Annotated in this window: 13 protein-coding genes; 4 read left to right on the top strand and 9 right to left on the bottom strand. The window is 34.2% G+C overall.

Going from position 1 to position 16,455, the window contains the following annotated elements; genetic code table 11:
* Positions 1–23: 23 nt before the first annotated feature.
* From ACZIYX_RS16580 to hemA, 5 genes are all read right to left on the bottom strand, one after another.
* The gene (locus tag ACZIYX_RS16580) at positions 24–512 is read right to left on the bottom strand and encodes a DUF6973 domain-containing protein (protein ID WP_462683369.1); all 489 of its coding nucleotides are present in this window, start codon (positions 510–512) and stop codon (positions 24–26) included.
* Between the two features lie 2 nt (positions 513–514).
* Complete coding sequence (gene hemE, locus ACZIYX_RS16585) at positions 515–1,546, bottom strand: uroporphyrinogen decarboxylase (protein ID WP_462683370.1); 1,032 nt, start codon at positions 1,544–1,546, stop codon at positions 515–517.
* Between the two features lie 98 nt (positions 1,547–1,644).
* On the bottom strand, positions 1,645–2,301 hold the full coding sequence (locus ACZIYX_RS16590; protein ID WP_462683371.1) for a uroporphyrinogen-III synthase: 657 nt from the start codon (positions 2,299–2,301) through the stop codon (positions 1,645–1,647).
* Position 2,302: 1 nt separating this feature from the next.
* Positions 2,303–3,214 (bottom strand): hydroxymethylbilane synthase, encoded by a 912-nt coding sequence (gene hemC, locus ACZIYX_RS16595; protein WP_462683372.1) that lies wholly within the window; start codon positions 3,212–3,214, stop codon positions 2,303–2,305.
* 2 nt (positions 3,215–3,216) lie between these two features.
* Positions 3,217–4,467 (bottom strand): glutamyl-tRNA reductase, encoded by a 1,251-nt coding sequence (hemA, locus tag ACZIYX_RS16600; RefSeq protein WP_462683373.1) that lies wholly within the window; start codon positions 4,465–4,467, stop codon positions 3,217–3,219.
* 203 nt (positions 4,468–4,670) lie between these two features.
* Here hemA and ACZIYX_RS16605 point away from each other — a divergent pair, with 203 nt between their 5' ends.
* The gene (locus tag ACZIYX_RS16605) at positions 4,671–5,561 is read left to right on the top strand and encodes a helix-turn-helix domain-containing protein (RefSeq protein WP_462683374.1); all 891 of its coding nucleotides are present in this window, start codon (positions 4,671–4,673) and stop codon (positions 5,559–5,561) included.
* A 16-nt stretch (positions 5,562–5,577) separates the two neighbouring features.
* On the opposite strand, the gene ACZIYX_RS16610 is transcribed toward ACZIYX_RS16605, so the two are convergent.
* Positions 5,578–5,748, bottom strand: coding sequence for a hypothetical protein (locus ACZIYX_RS16610; RefSeq protein WP_462683375.1), 171 nt, complete (start codon positions 5,746–5,748; stop codon positions 5,578–5,580).
* A 324-nt stretch (positions 5,749–6,072) separates the two neighbouring features.
* Here ACZIYX_RS16610 and hemH point away from each other — a divergent pair, with 324 nt between their 5' ends.
* A complete protein-coding gene (gene hemH / locus ACZIYX_RS16615) occupies positions 6,073–7,107 on the top strand; it encodes a ferrochelatase (protein WP_462683376.1) in 1,035 nt (344 codons plus the stop codon).
* Positions 7,107–8,498 (top strand): MATE family efflux transporter, encoded by a 1,392-nt coding sequence (locus ACZIYX_RS16620; RefSeq protein WP_462683377.1) that lies wholly within the window; start codon positions 7,107–7,109, stop codon positions 8,496–8,498. The genes hemH and ACZIYX_RS16620 overlap by 1 nt, the downstream gene beginning before the upstream one ends.
* A gap of 141 nt (positions 8,499–8,639) precedes the next feature.
* On the opposite strand, the gene ACZIYX_RS16625 is transcribed toward ACZIYX_RS16620, so the two are convergent.
* Entirely contained in the window at positions 8,640–10,133 is a 1,494-nt protein-coding gene (locus ACZIYX_RS16625; protein ID WP_462683378.1) for a C10 family peptidase, read from the bottom strand.
* A gap of 8 nt (positions 10,134–10,141) precedes the next feature.
* Complete coding sequence (locus tag ACZIYX_RS16630) at positions 10,142–11,179, bottom strand: tail fiber domain-containing protein (protein WP_462683379.1); 1,038 nt, start codon at positions 11,177–11,179, stop codon at positions 10,142–10,144.
* A 588-nt stretch (positions 11,180–11,767) separates the two neighbouring features.
* On the opposite strand from ACZIYX_RS16630, the gene ACZIYX_RS16635 reads away from it, so the two are divergent.
* Positions 11,768–14,881, top strand: a complete 3,114-nt coding sequence (locus ACZIYX_RS16635; protein WP_462683380.1) for a WD40/YVTN/BNR-like repeat-containing protein — start codon at positions 11,768–11,770, stop codon at positions 14,879–14,881.
* 199 nt (positions 14,882–15,080) lie between these two features.
* Here ACZIYX_RS16635 and ACZIYX_RS16640 read toward each other — a convergent pair whose 3' ends face one another.
* Complete coding sequence (locus ACZIYX_RS16640; RefSeq protein WP_462683381.1) at positions 15,081–16,430, bottom strand: tyrosine-type recombinase/integrase; 1,350 nt, start codon at positions 16,428–16,430, stop codon at positions 15,081–15,083.
* Positions 16,431–16,455 lie beyond the last annotated feature (25 nt).

Raw genomic sequence — 16,455 nt, forward strand, 5'->3', positions numbered from 1 at the left:
AATCTGTGGGGTTTGTATTTTATCTATTCTTCTAAAAAAACCAGATTGTTTTTAGGATTCGAAATCTCTTTAATATCTGTAATTTTCTTGGCTTTTGGGGTATTTTGTTTTAAAAAAGCAACTATTTCTTCTTCAGATTTATTCATTAATTTTATAAAATACCGCCTCCCGATCTTATTGTTATGTAAATCCATTGCCTTTTCTATTGGGGAATTAGGGGCTAACTCTTCGTGTAAATCTGTTATTTTCTTCGTCCAACTAACAGATTTTTCTTTGTTGTTGGTTCTTCTAAAAATAGCAAAGCAGATTAATATATTCCATAATGCATGTCTAAAAGCATTTGCTTTACCATTTCTGTGATGTTCTTTTTTGTATAAAGCATCGCAAATAGCCAGAGTTTTTTTAGTTGCCTGTAGAGTCGGATAAATAAATAACGGGGTTTGTATTAATATCCTGGCTAATCGAAAGAGTTGCCAAAAATTCAATTGTTTTACAAAACCCCAAATGTTCATTCTTATATCGTATACTCTTTTACCGCATCTACAAATGCTTTTGCATTATCTACCGGGATATTAGGTAAAATACCATGTCCTAAATTTGCTATATACCGATCTTTACCAAATTCATCGATCATTTGTTTGACCATTTTTTTGATTTGTGCAGGTGGGGATAACAATCGCGAAGGATCAAAATTACCTTGTAAGGTAATATTACCTCCTGTAAGGTATCTTGCATTACGTGCAGAGCAGGTCCAATCTACTCCTAATGCTGCCGCGCCCGATTTTGCCATATCTTGTAATGCAAACCAACATCCTTTTCCAAAAACGATAACTTCGGTTTCTTCTTTTAATGCATCTACAATTTGTTGGATATATTTCCATGAAAATTCCTGATAATCTACTGGCGATAGCATCCCTCCCCAACTATCAAAAACCTGAACAGCATTAACTCCTGCAACTACTTTTGCTTTTAAATAGGCAATGGTGGTATCGGTGATTTTTTGTAATAATTGGTGTGCTGTTTCTGGTTGTACAAAACACAATTCTTTGGCTTTATCAAAATTTTTAGATCCCTGCCCTTGTACTGCATAACATAAGATCGTCCAGGGAGATCCTGCAAAACCTATTAAAGGAACCCTATTATCCAAACGTTCTTTGGTTAGTTTTATAGCATCCATTACGTAGCCTAATTCTTCGTGAACATTTGGGACGACTACTTTTTCTACATCTTTTAAAGATCTAATTGGATTAGGCAACCATGGGCCAATACCGTCTTTCATTTCTACCTCTATATTCATCGCCTGCGGAATTACCAAAATATCACTAAATAAGATAGCTGCGTCGGGACCGATAATATCGATTGGTTGCACTGTTATCTCGGCAGCAAGTTCCGGGGTTCTGCAACGGGTAAAAAAATCATACTTTTTTTTCAAAGCACGAAACTCTGGCAAATATCTTCCTGCCTGGCGCATCATCCAAACTGGTGGTCTTTCTACAGTTTCTCCTTTTAAAGCTTTAAGAAACAGATCATTTTTTAGTTGTGTCATAATAAAACTATGTGTAGACTTTGATGGTTTTAAAAACCATAAAGGTCTTTTTGTTATTTAAAAATGGGCTCTGGCATATACCAGAGCAGCAAATTTATTTATATTAAATGTTTTACTGCCTGAACGATTACATTTTCTACAGTAGGTTTGTTTGCAACAATAATAGCATCGGTATATTTTTTAGCTTCTAAGGCTGTTGTGTTTCCTATACAAAATACTACAGTGTCTTTGGATATACTATTTCTTGAAATATAACTTTGAACGCCAGATGGGCTAAAAAACAATATTCCTTCAAAAAAACGAGAAAACTCCTTTATACTTGTATATGTTTTATATACTATTTGTTCTTTTAGATCTACGTTGTTGTTTTTAAGAATGTCTGGTAATTCATCTCTCCTTAAATTTCCACAAAAAAACAAAAATGCTTCACTTTTATAGTTTTTTATAATAATTTCAGCCAAATCTGAAGCATTTTGAGCTGTTTCTACTACATTTTGTCCGTTTTCCTCTAAAAGCTTTTTAGTATTCTCTCCGACACAAAAGCAATTCTGGATTTTGCACTTAGAATTTAAAACTACTTTTACTGCATTTTTACTGGTGAAAATTGCATTTTGAATTTCTGTTTTTATATCTGCTTCCAAAAATTCAATTTTTATAGCATTATACTCTACAAATCCAAGACCAGCATTTAATAATAGTTCTTTTTGTGATACAGAAAGTTTTTTAGTAGAAAGTATGGTAGGTGCAGTGTTCAAACTATTTGATTTGTACTTTTATCGTCTTCATTACTTCTCTTCCTCCATTATTTAAAACTTCTTGAGCGCATATTTTCCCAAGGTTTTTTGCTTGCTCAATATTCACCTCTTTGATCACCTCTATTTTATCTTTTCCGTCCAGACTAAACAAGGTTCCTGTAAAAAAAACAGTGTTTTCTTTAACTTGCGCCAACGCTCCTATTGGTGCTGTACAACCACCTTCTAGTTCTCTTAAAAATTCTCGTTCGATATGCACACAAATCTCTGATATTTCATCATTCAGATTAGATAAAGCTTCCCTACAATATGTATCTTTTTCTTTGGCTACCACAAGCATTGCTCCTTGTGCTGGTGCAGGAATCATCCAATCCAAATCTATATAATGATCTGGTTTAAGATTAATACGTTCTAATCCTGCTGCTGCAAAGATAGCTCCATCCCAATCACTATCAGTTAGTTTTTGCATTCTGGTATTTACATTTCCTCGCAGATCAACTACAGCATGCGTTGGATATTTATATAACCACTGTGCTTTTCTTCGAAGGCTCCCGGTAGCAATGGTTCCGTTAGTATCCAAAAAATCTAACCCTTTATGAACCAAAATATCCTTTACATTAGCTCGTTCCAAGATTGCAGCTTCCACAATTCCTTTTGGCAGTGCTGTTGGTACATCTTTCATAGAGTGTACAGCGATATCAATCTCCCCGTTTAACATGGCAATATCGAGGGTTTTGGTAAAAATACCTGTAATACCCAGTTCGTATAATGGCTTATCCAAGACAATATCACCAGTAGATTTAACAGGAACTAAATGAGTGGTATACCCTAAATCTTCTAAACGTTTTTGTACCGTGTTAGCTTGCCAAAGGGCTAATTCACTATCTCTGGTTCCTATACGAATCGTTTTTGTCAAGATTATTTATTTTGTAATTGAAAAACTTTTTGAATCCACTCTATACTTTCCTCTGCCGAAGTGTTATCATCTTTAAGATGATTGGCAAAATGATTTGTTATTTTCTGAATAATTCTACTGCTTATAATATCTGCATGCTCTTCATCAAAATCAGCATACTTTTTTCGTTGCAAATTAATTTCTGCATCTTTTAATGTGTTTAGCTTATTTTTTAAAGCTTTAATGGTAGGTGCAAATTTTCGGGTTTGCAACCAAGCTTTAAATTCTGATTTTATTTCTTCTATAATAGATTCTGCATGTGGGATATGTTCTTTTCTGCGTTGCAATGTTTTATCTGTCATCTTAGACAGGTCATCTAAATGAACCAAAGTAACGTTTGGTAATTCTTTTACATCCAGCGCAACGTTACGGGGAATAGAAAGATCCAAAATTAATAATGGCTTATCCGAATGTATTAATTCTTTAGAAATGGTTGGTTTTTGAGCCCCGGTTGCTACAATTAAAACATCAGAGTTTTTGATTTCTGCTTGAATGTTGGCATAATCTTTTACCACAAGATTAAATTTACCAGCTATTTTTTCAGCTTTTATCTTTGTTCTGTTAATGAGAACAATATGTTCGTTTTTAGTATGTTTTATTAAATTTTCGCAAGTATTACGTCCTATTTTACCAGTACCAAATAGTAAAAGGTTTTTATCGGATACATGAGGAACTCTTGCCAAAATATACTGTACAGCAGCAAAACTTACCGAAGTTGCTCCAGAAGATATTTCGGTTTCATTTTTAATACGTTTACTGGCTTGTATTACCGCATTAACCAATCTCTCTAAAAAATCATTAGTAACCTGTTCTTTTTTAGAGGCTTTAAAACTTTGTTTTAACTGGCTTATAATCTCAAAATCCCCCAGGATTTGACTATCCAAACCTGTACCTACTCTAAATAAGTGTGTAACTGCTTGATTATTTTTATGTATGTATGCTACTTTTTCAAATTCTTCTACAGTGCCATGAGTATGCTCACATAATAATTTTATTAATTGAAACGGATGTTGTGCAAACCCGTGTATTTCGGTTCGATTACAAGTAGAAGTAACAAGCAATGCTTCAATACCTTCTTTTTTGGCTTGTTTTAGGATTCCTTCTTTAGCTTGTTCATTTACGCTAAAATGACCTCTGATTTCTGCATCGGCCTTTTTATAACTAAGTCCTATAGTGTAAAAATTTGTTCCTTTTGCTCTTAAATAAGGCTCCATTCAATCAATTCTATAATATTCTGTCACAAAAGTATTTTAGATAGACCAGAAAAAATAACGATAGAAGAATTTTTAGTATCGGAAAACGTTATTTACAACATTATTTGTTTACAAACCACAAAAAACCCTTATTTTTGTATAAGTTCAAAGGATTCTTTTATCGATAGTTTAGATTAGTTCTAAATAGCTTAAGTTTCATAATTATGGAAATAGAATTAAAAAATAACGCTCCAGGGATTTTAGAAGAAACCCTAATTGAAGATGGGTTTAATATTATAACATTTCAAAACGAAACCAATGAAAGTCAATGTGTTATACGAGATATCGAAAGTACTTTTATTCAATTTCATTTTTGTATCAAGGGGGCAATAAAGTTTAATTTTAACAATGGAAGTTACGCAATTAATCTGGCAGAAGAAAACTCGCTATTACTCTATAATCCCCAACGTGATTTACCCATGAATATAGAAATGAGCAAGGACTCCTGGTTAATTACTATACTTATTTCTATAAAAAAGTTTCACTCCTTATTTTCCAGAGAAGCAGATCACATACCTTTTCTTGGAGAAGGAAACCGGGATAAAAAATATTATACCGATGCAAGTATTTCTCCTTCTATGGCTGTAGTATTAAATCAAATTATGAACTATAGCCTTCATAAATCTGTAAAGCTTTTATACTTTAAAGGAAAAGCATACGAGCTATTAAGTCTTTATTTTAACAGGCCTGAAAATGCAGATATAGAACAGTGTCCTTTTTTGGCAGATGAAGAAAATGTTTTAAAAATCAAAAAGGCCAAAGAAATCATTATCGATCGCATGTCAGAGCCCCCTACACTTCAGGAATTATCCAAAGAGATTGGATTGCCTTTAAAAAAGCTTAAAGATGGTTTCAAACAAATATATGGTGATCCTGTATATACTTTTTTGTTTGATTATAAGATGGAAGTAGCAAGGCAATTACTTGCGTCGGGAAATAACAATGTAAACGAAGTAGGCTTAAAAGTAGGATATAGTACATCAAGCCACTTTATAGCAGCATTTAAAAAGAAATTTGGCACTACTCCAAAAAAATACATAATGAGTTTAAACTAAAACCCACTCAGGTATACTATTCTTTAGTCGGGATTCCAACTCCTTTTTGTAAAGATACAATAGAGTCATACATTCCTCTATCATCCTCTGTGGCATCTGCCAAAACGGAAACAAAATCAAATTGTTCCAACAATTCTAAAACAAAAGAAAGTTTCTCTTTTTCAACATCTAAAATTATACGTTTCATGTGTTTTTATTTATAGTTATCGTCACATGGAACCCCTGCCTGTAGACAGAGTTAACAATTAAATTAAAAATTTTAAAGTCTAAAATAAATAGTACTTTAATTGTATTGGGTTCATCTTTGCTTTTAACCCTTTAAAAATACTAAATTAAAATTACGCAACTTTAGGTTTCTTATAATTTAACGTATTTTAAGGTATCTTTAATTTTTAACGAATAATTAATTATTTGGATATAATTTTAATAATACCCCTATCAAAAAGTCTTATGGGTTTTAGTTTTAATCCCCGGTATAGTTTGTATTTTTGTTACTGCAAAAACAAAAATCATGAGCAAAGGAGTTCTCCTCGTTAATCTTGGATCCCCGGATAGTACAAATCCAAAAGATGTAAAAAAATACCTTGGTGAATTTTTAATGGACCCCAGAGTGATCGATGTTCCATTTTGGGCAAGAACTCTTTTGGTTAAAGGAATCATACTAAATACTCGTCCAAAAAAATCTGCAGCAGCATATAAAAAAATATGGTGGGACGAAGGGTCTCCATTAATTGTATTATCCAAAAGATTACAGAAAAAAGTAGCAGACCGTACTTCAATTGCAGTAAGTTTGGCTATGCGATATGGATCCATGCATATTAAAAAAGGGCTTCAAGAGTTACACGATAAAGGTATAGATGAAGTTATGATTCTGCCTTTATATCCTCAATTTGCCATGGCCACCACAGAAACTATTTTGGTTCTTGCCGAAGAAATAAGGGCTGCTCATTTTCCTAATATGAAGATATCTAATATTCCTGCTTTTTATAAAAAACCAGAGTATATTGATGTCTTATCCAAAAGTATTGCCGAAAAACTAGAAAATCTAGATTACGAGCATATACTTTTCTCCTATCATGGAGTACCAGAAAGACATATTCGCAAAAGTGATATAACAAAATCTCACTGCAAAATAGATGGATCTTGTTGTAAAACCCCCTCTGCAGCACATGAGTTTTGTTATCGCCACCAATGTTATACTACAACACAACAAGTAGCTAATACTTTAAACTTAAAAGAGGGAACTTACTCAACATCTTTTCAATCTCGTTTAGGTTTTGATCCATGGTTACAACCATATACAGACCGAACTATAGAAAGAATAGGAAAAGAAGGGATTAAAAAAATGGCAATTGTAACCCCAGCTTTTGTATCGGACTGTTTAGAAACTCTAGAGGAAATAGCAATGGAAGGAGAAGAGATCTTTCGCGAAGTAGGAGGAAAAGAATTTACTACGATACCTTGTCTTAATGATCGGGATGATTGGGCAGATGTTGTTGCAAACTGGATAAACGAATGGGTTTCTGTAAAAACCCAAACCACATAATGGCAAAAGTATCGTCTGAAGCACTTGGCTCAGAACCTATAGGTAAATTATTAATAAAACAGGCATTACCTGCATCTATTGGCATATTAGTAATGTCACTAAATGTACTAATTGATTCGATTTTTGTAGGTAACTGGATCGGTTCTATCGCATTTGCCTCTATAAATGTAGTGCTTCCAGTATCTTTTTTTATTGGCTCTTTGGGTATGGCTATTGGCGTAGGGGGATCTAGTATCATTTCTCGTGCCTTAGGTTCTAACAACAAAGAAAAGGCATTACATACTTTTGGAAATCAGATTTCATTGGGGTTTGTATTTATGATTTCTTTAGTCATTCTAGGGCTAACTTTTGCAGATGATATCATCCCAAAATTTGGTGGTAAAGGAGATATATTTGAACCTGCAAAAATATATTATACCATTATTTTATATGGTGTACCTATTCTTGGTTTTGCCATGATGGGCAACACCGTAATACGAGCAGAAGGCAAACCTAAATTTGCCATGATTGCCATGATTATCCCAACAGTAAGCAATCTGGTAATGGATTATGTTTTTATTAATGTCATGGATATGGGGATGCATGGTGCTGCATGGGCAACAACAGGGTCTTATCTGGCTTGTTTTTTATATGTTTTTTGGTTTTTTAATTCCAAAAACTCTGAGCTAAAAATAAACTTTCGCCATTTTAAACTACAAAAAGAAATTGTTTCTGAAATAGCATCTCTTGGTGGAGTAACTCTTGCCAGACAAGCCGTAGTAAGTGTTACTTATTTATTAATGAATAATATTTTATATAACATAGGTCAAGAAGGTCTTGTAGCTGTTTATGCCATTATTGGCAGAATGCTAATGTTTGCATTATTTCCTGTTTTTGGAGTTACCCAGGGATTTCTGCCAATTGCAGGTTATAATTACGGAGCGCATCAATACCAACGTGTTCGAGAAACAATTAATACTGCAATTACCTATGCTGCTGTGGTAGCTACTTTAGTGTTTATAGGATTAATGATTTTTCCTGCAGAAATTACATCCTTATTTATTAGTGATAGTACAAATTTAGCTCCTAAAGAGCTTGCTTTAAACCAATATGTTTTATCCCATACTGCAGAGCCTATGCGATGGGTATTTGCTGCTACACCAATTATAGCTCTTCAACTTATCGGAGCTGCCTATTTTCAGGCAGTAGGAAAAGCTGTTCCTGCTTTACTACTTACCTTATCCAGACAAGGATTTTTCTTTATACCTCTGGTTTTAATTCTTCCTCAATTTTATGGAGAGTTGGGTGTATGGATTTCTTTTCCGATTGCAGATATTTTAGCAACAATCGTTACCGGGTATTTCTTAAATAAAGAAATACGAACAAAATTAATAACTTCAGACGTTTCTTAAACCTAAACTATACAAAAAGACATCTCTATAGACTTCTTTTTTCTATAATTGAAAATACCACTAATCAAGATTAGTACGACAAAATAAGCCTGAGTTTTATATGATAAAAACTCAGGCTATAAAATATACCCTCAATTTGTATTAATTAGGACCGTTACAATCTTCGATATTTACATGTAATTGCGCTCCCAGTTCTACATTAGTACCCGCATTTAATGTCACACTATTGCCTCCTATAAAAAAAGCTTCTGAACCATTATCTAATTGCACGGGTACTCCTGCCCCTGCCACACTTAAATCTATTAAAGCTTGCTCTACACTAACAGTACTGGTAGTATATGTCGTTGCTGGCACCTGATAGTAATTAGGTAATCCACAATCAGGACGAATATTAGTAGCGCAGTTTTGTCCATTAGTATATGCGGTATTTAGATAATTACCATTTGCATCTGTAGTAAATATGTAATAAAATCCATCAGAATTCCCACCAAAACCAACGCTGGCATAAAAATAATTATCACATTCAAAACCTGTATATAAAAAGCAATGACCACCTCCATTATTAAACCCCGCAGCCAGAACAGGTCTTTCGTTCATAAGAGAATTTCTTAAACGACTCTTAAATAACGCTGCATTTGCTGTAGTGACAAAATCTGTGCTGGAGTTCCATACATATCCAAAATGATCTACCATATCTTGAGCCCAATTAGCTGTGTTTCCAGAGGTTCCTAGAGAATACCAATTCATTCCCGCTGCTACACCCAGATTAAAGGTTAAATATCCTACTTCGTTTCTAACATCAGAGCAAGTTGGCGTATAATGCAACCAATCGTTAGATGAAGTGTTCCCAAAACCATCTGCAGGTCCCTGACGTTGCAATGCATACGGCATAAGATCATAATCAAAAGCTTGTGTAGAAAAATCTGAACTTACAGTTTGTCCCTTTGCTGCACTAATATTTGCCATCGTATGTTGCCCGTTTCCTGTTCCTACAAAAGGATGTCTAAAAAATCTGCATATTTGGCTCATCGCAGTAGGAACGCAAGTACCTCCAATAGCAGCATTAGCTGGATTGGGAGTTAATGTGTTAAAAGGGTCTACACAATCATAAATCGCTGTCCAACCTGCCCATCTTGAAGTATGGTACTGCTCTAGTAAAGAAGGATATGGTGTACTTTGACCAGTACAGTTAACCGTTTGATTAGTCGTTAAGACTGTATTCCACTCTTCTAAAGCGGTTTCCATAGGAATCTTGGTATCTTGATGTATACTAATAGCTCTATCATACGCATTCATAAAATATTGTGCGCCATCAATCCTTTTATCTGCATTAAAAATATATTTATCATTATAAGCTAGTACAGGAATTACTTTTTTGGTTGCTGGTACTATTGCAAATCCTCCCTCTTTAAAGTTTATGACATAAAACGTTAACGATTCACCTATTTTAACGTCTATATTAGTAAAGGATGATGTCATATTAATATTTCTGTCAAAACCTTTTCCGTTCATCCATTTCTTAGCTACTTTCTGTGCAGTTTCAAAAGAAACAAAATCAGCAGATGATTCTTGAGCATATAACACACTATACCCCAAACACAGAAACAATAATACACTTTGAATAAAAAATTTCATATTATTATTTATTTAGAAACGACAAAGCGCTTAGTGACACGTACTTTTCCGTTTACTACCATGCTGTATAAGTAGATTCCGTTTTGTAATCGATCTGAAGAGATATCGAGTATTTGGTTCGTTCCTGGCTTTAAGAGCAATGTTATAATTTCTTTTCCACTTAAATCACTTATTAACAAATTTCCGCTACCATAACTCTTGGGTAATGAATATTTGATTTGAGTATGGACTCCAAAAGGATTAGGTATATTTTGAGACAAACTTATTGTATCATCACTGTTTTTATTAGGATTATCAAAGTCTTCTTCCGTTTTATTATTTAAACCACTTATTTTTTCTTCTAATAGTCTAATTTGTGATTGTTGCTCTTTAATAGCTTCAACTAACAGAGCAGTCATCGTATGATATTCTAAAGATTTATAGCCATCTTTTGCGCTATGAACAATCTCTGGAATTACTTGCTCTACTTCTTGTGCTATAAATCCTAATTGTCTACCTTTAGGTAAACCCTCTGCAATGTTTACTTCTTTATCTCCTGTCTTTTTTATTATTTGTCTTTTCCAATTAAAATAAACCCCTTGTAGTTTCATTACCTTTTCTAGACTGCCTTCTAATTTAGTGACGTTTTCCTTTAAGTTTTTATCAGAAAAATAAGCTCCACCAGCCAAATACGAGTATCCATATACACTTAATCCTCCATAAAGCGTAACCCTTCTTAATGCTGAATTACTTTGAGAATACCCTGGAAATAAAATCATTTCATGAGCTCCGTTATCTGCTATAATATGATTAATTCCTCTAAGGTCATTGGGTGTAAATCTAATTTGTCCTCCCCACCCAACATTGCTATTATTTAAATTCATAATCTCTAAAGAGCTTTTTAGGCTAGTAGATCCATTTACAGAAAGTTTTGTTTGTGAATATGGAAAAGAAGAATTTCCACCACCGATTGTAGTGTTCCCATTTTGCAAGACTTTTAATTGTGCTGTGGCTGTTGTTACCATTGCTATTCCAATTCCAATGGTTAAAAGAGTTGTAATTTTCATAAGTATTGATTAATTTTTAGCCTACTCTATTAAACAGTTTTCGGCATCCCTGTTCTTATTTTATATCTCGTTATAGGTTTTCGTTTTCTATTTATCAATAAGTTAGATACCCTCTTACATGTATATTTTTTTGTACAAATAGTATTCTTTTTCAGCATATCACACTTAACAAGAAATAATTAGTGATCTAAAAAAACATTCTTTTTTATTCAGATAACTCGACTTATCCTATCTCTCTTTTTTTTTGTAGTAAGGAGTATTATGAGGATAGAATGTTACCTTTCTATTTCTAAAAATAATTTTGAAGTCTAAAAAAGATAGAAGAAAATAGTTTTGACAGATAGACCAGATGGCAAGAAAAATATAGACATACCATTATGTTTTCTTCGCATATTAGTCTGCGCTCTTAAACTGTTTTGTAAATAAAAATGTGGAGTATGAAAAACTATAATTTATCAAAGTAAGGTTAAAATTACGTGAAACTTTTTTGGAATAACTTTTAATTCCTGACTTTTAGAGTGCCTTCAAAATCTACTTTTTGTAATTTTTATAAAACAGCAAGGCTTTTTAAACTAAATATCGACTCACATGTACTCACATTTTACTAAAGCAATTTGTATTTTATGTTTTGCTTTCGGAAGCATTTTCACTATTTATTCGCAATCTCAATATCCACAGGAGCTTTATGATGCTCTTGAATACAGATTGATAGGTCCGTTTCGTGGTGGTCGCAGCGCAGCAGTAACCGGTGTACCAGAAAAACCTAATTTGTTTTATTTTGGAGCAACTGGTGGTGGTGTTTGGAAAACTACAGATGGCGGGCGTACCTGGCAGAATATTTCAGATGGTTTTTTTGGAGGGTCTATAGGTTCTATTGCAATATCTAAAAGCGATCCCAATGTAATTTATGTAGGCGGTGGAGAAAAAACATTACGTGGTAACGTATCTTCAGGATATGGGTTATGGAAAAGTGTCGATGCTGGAAAAACGTGGGTACAAGCAGGACTTTCTAAAACCAGACATATCCCCAGAATAGCAATTCACCCTACCAACCCGGATATTGTATATGCTGCAGCATTAGGAAATATCTATACATCTACCCAAGATCGTGGAGTTTATAAAAGTACAGATGGTGGAAAAACATGGAATAAGGTCTTATTTGCTAATCAAGATGCCGGAGCAGTAGATTTAACTTTAGACCCTAATAACCCCAGAATTTTATATGCTTCGACCTGGAATGCAAGAAGAACCCCTTATAGTCTTAGCTCCGGAGGAGATGGTTCTGCTCTTTGGAAAAGCACAGATAGTGGAAAAACATGGAGTGAAATTTCAAAAAATAAAGGGTTTGCAAAAGATACTTTAGGAATTATGGGAATCACTGTTTCTCCTGCAAATAGCGAGCGAGTGTGGGCAATTGTAGAAAATAAAGAAAAAGGCGGAGTATATCGCAGTGATGATGGTGGAGAAACATGGAGCCAATTAAATAGTAGTCGAAGTTTACGCCAACGGGCATGGTATTATAGTAGAATTTATGCCGATCCACAAGACATAGATGTTGTTTATGTAGTTAATGTATCCTATCATAAAAGTAAAGATGGAGGCAAAAATTTTAGTAGCTATCGTGCCCCACATGGGGATCACCATGATCTATGGATCGCTCCAGAAAACCCAAAACGAATGATTATTGGCGATGATGGCGGAGCACAGACTACTTATGATGGGGGAGAAACCTGGAGCACATACCATAACCAACCCACCTCACAATTTTATCGGGTAACTACAGATAATAGCTTTCCTTATCGAATTTATGCAGCGCAACAAGATAATTCTACCATACGTATTCGTCATAGAAGTACTGGTTCTTCTATTTCTGAAAAAGATTGGGAAGAAACTGCTGGTGGGGAATCTGCCCATATTGCTGTAGATCCTAAAAATAATGATATTGTTTATGGTGGTAGTTATGATGGTTTTCTAACCAGAGTAAATCATAAAACTGAAACTATACGTTCTATCAGTGTTTGGCCGGACAATCCTATGGGGCATGGTGCAGAGGATATGAAATATCGTTTTCAATGGAATTTCCCGGTACTGTTTTCTAAACATAACCCAAATCGATTATATACGTTTTCTAACCATGTACATGTTACCGAAAATGAAGGACAAAACTGGGAGGTTATTAGTCCTGATCTGACAAGAAACGATCCCGACAAACAAAAATCCTCTGGGGGACCTATTACACAAGATAATACTTCTGTAGAATATTATTGTACCATTTTTGCTGCTGCAGAAAGTCCTCTTAAAGAAGGATTACTTTGGGTTGGTAGCGATGATGGTTTGGTGCATGTTAGTAAAGATGGTGGAAAATCCTGGAACAACGTAACCCCAAAAGGAATGCCAGAATGGATGATGATCAACAGTATTGAACCCAGTGCTTTTGCCGAAGGCACTTGTTACATCGCAGGCACCAAATATAAATCCGGTGATTTTGCTCCATATTTGTATAAAACAACTGATTATGGAGCTTCCTGGACAAAAATTACTACAGGAATTCAAGAAGAACACTTTACCCGCGTACTTCGTGAAGATCCTAAACAAAAAGGACTACTATACGCAGGTACAGAAACCGGAATGTATATTTCTTTTAATGATGGGGCAACATGGCAATCTTTTCAATTAAACTTGCCTATTGTTCCTATTACAGATTTAACTATTAAGGATAATAATCTAATTGTTGCTACACAAGGCAGAAGTCTTTGGATAATAGATGATCTTACTATTCTACACCAATTAAACAATACCATAAAAACCAAAAGTGAAATCCTATACAAACCAAAGGATTCTTATCGTATGGCTGGAAGAAGTATCAAAGATTCTAAAACAAAAGGCACTAACCATCCAGAAGGAATAATGACGTATTTTTATCTTAAAAATTTTGATGCAGCAAAAGATACAGTTTCTTTAACCTATTTTAATACCAAAAAGGATACTATAAAATCATTTAGCACAAAATCAAAAGAAGAAAATGACAAATTAGAACTTAAAAAAGGAGCTAATATCTTTACTTGGAATATGCGAGAAAAAGGCGCAGAAAAATTAGACGGCATGATACTTTGGTGGGCAAATTTAGATGGCCCAAAAGCAGTACCAGGCCATTACAAAGTAAGTCTTGCAGTAAACGGAAAAGAAGTTTCTAACCAGCCTTTTACCATTTTGCCTGATCCAAGAGCAGAGGCAACGCTAACACAAATGCAATCCCAATTTGATTTTATTACCAGCATCAATAAAACAGTAGATAAAGCGCATCAATCTATAAAAAAGATACGAAAAATTAACACGCAACTACAAGCTTTTGAAAAACAGTATAAAGACAATTCAACAACCAAAGATTTGATAAAAAAAGCTTCAGAATTGCAAAAACAATTTGGTGAAATAGAAAAAGCTTTGTATCAAACAAAAAACAAAAGCAATCAGGATCCATTAAACTTTCCCATTAAATTAACCAATAAGCTAGGACATCTAAACTCTTTGGTTGGTATGGGAGACTTTGGCCCCACAGAACAAGATATTGCCGTAAAAAATGAATTAACCAAAAAGATAGAAGATCAATTAACCCTTTTTGATAAATTAATTTCTGAAGAAATTAAAAATTTTAATACACAGTTCAATACCTTGCAGCTTCATTATCTTTTTGTAGAAAAGTAAAAAGCTTTAGCTTTGTTCTACAAAACAACACCTCTAAACCTCAAAGGTTTTTAAACACTGTAGGGTTAAATAATATTTTTGGTTCTGAAAACATATCTAATCATTTTTAAATCAATACCTTGTGCTTGAAATTAAATTTTCGCTATACACCGCAATTAAGATAAAAGCAGGGTGTAGAAGCAGGGTATTATATTAATAATTATTCAAAAATATGAAGTTCTTTTACAGCCTTTGCCACTATTTTTTGATCTATATAGTGCTTTTGCAATACTTCATCATTGGAGTGCGAAGATAGTAATTTACTATCTCCTTTCATAGCCAAATCCAGATAGGTAAGATATGTTTTACGTAAACATTTAAATTGCAAACCCCTGTCCGTATTCAATTGATTATAGAAAAAAGAAAAGCCATTGGTCATTCTATTTTTTATAGCTCCAATGCTTGTTCTTTTTCGATCAGGGCATATAATAAAATCCGTAGACCCTTTTTTTTCCTGATATCCCATTCGTAGTAAAACTTGCATTAGCCCAGAGGTAATAGGCATAATTTTAGGGGCTATACTATCTTGCCCTTCCCGTTTTGTAATCCGTTCCACCTTTAGGTTGCGGACTTCTATATAGGCGGGGTTTCCATCTATTTCTTTTATCATATCCCATCTCAAAATAGCTATTTCCTCACGGCGACCTCCCGTATGCAGGGCAAGTTCCAAAGCGTCTTTAAGATAGGAACAGAAGTAATTCATTTTTTTTGTCCCACTCTTGGTTTCTCTTTCAAATTTCCCATTTTCAGGAGTGATCTGTACCAGTAGTTTGCCAAATTCATCCCCTGTAATGGTTTCCTTTTTGTATACTGTATGTTTGTTCTTTACTTTATCAAAAGGGTTACTTCCAATCTTAAGGTTATAATTTTGAATAGCCCATTTATAGAAGATCTTTAGGTTCCCCATATGTTTATTGTACGTTCTGCTTTTAAGCCCTCGTGCGTTAAGGTTAGCATGAAAATACCCTACATGAGAATCGTCAACCCTATCAATAGGAAGCAACCGTTTATTTATATCATGCTCTTTTAGACAGTCATTGAAATACTCCAGACTTTTTAAAAGTTGTTTTATATAATCTTCGCTACGGTTTTTCTTCTGGTGTTCTGGTACATCTATATCTGCTAAAAAGTCAATATAGCGTATCTGTGCATCAAAAAGATAGGTTCTTGTTGCTTTTTTAGGGTGGATTGGATTAGGGTTATGCCCATGGAGTGTTCGCTTAAATTCTGCCCGGAACCCCACCGCTTCTATAATCGCTTCATCATACCTTTTGGATTGGAGTACTTTGGACACCTCTCCTTTACGGGTTCCCGGGATGTGAACTTTTACTTTGTAACTCTGTTTGTCTTTAAATTTACAAGAAGAAAGCCGACCTTTGGATTGTCCACATACAGGTTCCAGAACTTTTTGTCCTTCCTGTTTTTTTGTCCACGAAAAATGTTTTCTGCACTTACTACAGTACACCACCATCCCTTTATACTTTTGGGTTGGTAATTTTAATTGCTTCATATTGTTTTCTTTTTTAAGTTATTAG

This window comes from Aquimarina sp., from assembly GCF_977115655.1.